The sequence below is a fragment of the Bradyrhizobium sp. Crot121 genome, from assembly GCF_059512385.1.
This window is the reverse complement of sequence record NZ_JCAMOR010000206.1, coordinates 1-2,010: the sequence shown is the minus strand read 5'-3', so window position 1 is coordinate 2,010 and position 2,010 is coordinate 1. Positions and strand designations below refer to the sequence as shown.

The following is a 2,010-nucleotide window of genomic DNA, read 5'->3' as shown; positions in this document are numbered from 1 at the left end:
GACGTGACGGGAATTCTCTGGGGTGGGCCGTCCCTGGCCGCACCTTCCGCTTCGGGCTCAATCTTGCGCTTGTCCGGCGCGCGGCCAAGTTCTGTTCCTGGCCCTGATCCGAAGACTCGCTAACCCGGTTGCACGTCCGCGGTCGTGAGATGACCGGACTTTTAAATTGATAGTTGTCCAAGTCGCTGTTGCATCATCGCCGCCGATAGATACCCCGGAGCTCCCCCACGGCGCATTCTGGCGCATTTTCTGATGGCCCCACTGTCAGTTTGCTGAGAAGAACTTGACCCTGCATAGGTTGAGCTCTCGGATCCTAACCAGCGCATATACAGCTAAGCGAGAGTGCTCGGAGCGGGCTGGCAGGACGCTTCCGACTCTCGCACTTGAGACGTGCCGGCAGGCGCCAAAATGTCTGCTATCAGGGATAGACCAGAAGTATCCGGCGCACGGTCGGAATGACGCAATTGACCCATCTGCGACATGGACAGGTTCAGCCGACAAGCTGGCAGTGCCCGCTGATGACAGTACCGTCGCGTTTATGCGCCTTAAGCGTGCCGTCGACGCGGTTGATGAAACCTTGCCAGACAGCGGTCGGGTCGAACAGATGTTGCCAAATGTTGCCGAGCGTAAGCGCCGTCTCAAAGAACAAGTGCGTATCCGTGACGTGGACGGCCAAATTGCTTCCGAATGTCCGAGAGTGCATCGTCCCCTCGTCCAGATTAACGGTGACCTGTTCCCCGTTTATGTAGACCGAGTTGCGCTCGCCACCCGTAAGGCCCCGCGCCCAGCATTTCAGATCGATCGTCTCGGCATGTGCAGCCGTTGCAGCTAGCAGCGCTGCGACGATGATGGTTGCTTTCAGCTTCACAGTTATCTCGTCGCTTTGTGACGGCCCTGCCGGGGGTTCGGACACGGCAGGACATTCGATGACTTTGCCGAAATTTCGGTGTCGCCTTCGAAGGATGTGCAGAGGACTCAGTCGTTCAGAGATGAGCACGCGGCAATAGCCATCCCATGATCTTCTGATACGGATCGAGACGACTGCGGACGAATGCGTTCTCGTTCTGCTGAGCGGCGGTCCTGGCGAATTCAGAAATCCCCTCCATAGACTGCCGTTTATCCTTCGGAAGCTTCTGCCATTGGCGAATGATCTTCCGGCGGGCTTCGCGTTGCTTTTCCCTTACGTCAGGCATCGGGACGCTCCTTGAAGAGGATTATTCCGGTCGACCTAGTATTGTTTGGGCTCACTAGAACTTCAACGTCCAATCAAGAACTCTTAGCCCCTCTGATCGTGCAGCGCTATACACGGGAGCTAGTCTCATATTGGCTTTGCAGGCCCGCCGCCCCTAGAATTGCGGCGATCGCAGGACGGGCGAAATGCAGTATGTTTGCGACGCGCCGAAGGGCAAGACCTGGTTCCGTATCGAGACGGAAGGTGAAGCGATGCATGAGTCGCGCCTGATGGGCCACACAGTTGAGAAATATTTCCGCCGCGAGCGGGAGAAGGCAGTCCAGTCCTGGCGTCCCGAGCGGCCCAACGCGATCGAGCGGGACATCGGCCTCGAGGCCCATGTACAGCGAGAGATGCCCCTTTTCCTCACGCTGCGCGACAGGGAGGGCAATGCACTAACTACAGCGATGCTGCCACCGGGTGGCAAAGATCGCGGCGGGTTCCGGATCATCATCGTTGCCGCATCCAATGCCGATCCTTATCCTCAGCAGGACGCGGCCATCGCTGCACTGGGAGCGCATTTCGGTCTCACACTCGATCGCAACCGCTGCTTCCCCTACGGCCGCTAAGGAGCCTGACAAGTATCGCCGCTTGATTGGAGCGATGTCGGCTCATGGCCCTAATGCGAAGTCCGGGTGGGCTCTGATATGGTCCGCTTATCGGGGGAGACCGGAAGTGACTAACGGGCGACCAGAACGACGCTTTTGACCCTTCTGCGACATGGGCAACTGGATTTACTGTGATGCAAAACCACGCTTCCCTTCAGGGGATACGCCCTT

General features: G+C 58.1%; 3 protein-coding genes. 1 reads left to right on the top strand and 2 read right to left on the bottom strand.

The genetic code is table 11. The annotated features are described in order from the left end of the window. Window positions 1-490: 490 nt before the first annotated feature. Both AC5ZGW_RS45970 and AC5ZGW_RS45965 read right to left on the bottom strand, forming a co-directional pair. Entirely contained in the window at window positions 491-868 is a 378-nt protein-coding gene (locus tag AC5ZGW_RS45970) for a hypothetical protein (protein WP_027555010.1), read from the bottom strand. 115 nt (window positions 869-983) lie between these two features. Continuing rightward, the gene (locus AC5ZGW_RS45965; protein WP_130231868.1) at window positions 984-1,193 is read right to left on the bottom strand and encodes a hypothetical protein; all 210 of its coding nucleotides are present in this window, start codon (window positions 1,191-1,193) and stop codon (window positions 984-986) included. A gap of 184 nt (window positions 1,194-1,377) precedes the next feature. Here AC5ZGW_RS45965 and AC5ZGW_RS45960 point away from each other — a divergent pair, with 184 nt between their 5' ends. Next, window positions 1,378-1,800, top strand: coding sequence for a hypothetical protein (locus AC5ZGW_RS45960; protein WP_027555008.1), 423 nt, complete (start codon window positions 1,378-1,380; stop codon window positions 1,798-1,800). The last annotated feature ends 210 nt before the right edge of the window (window positions 1,801-2,010 follow it).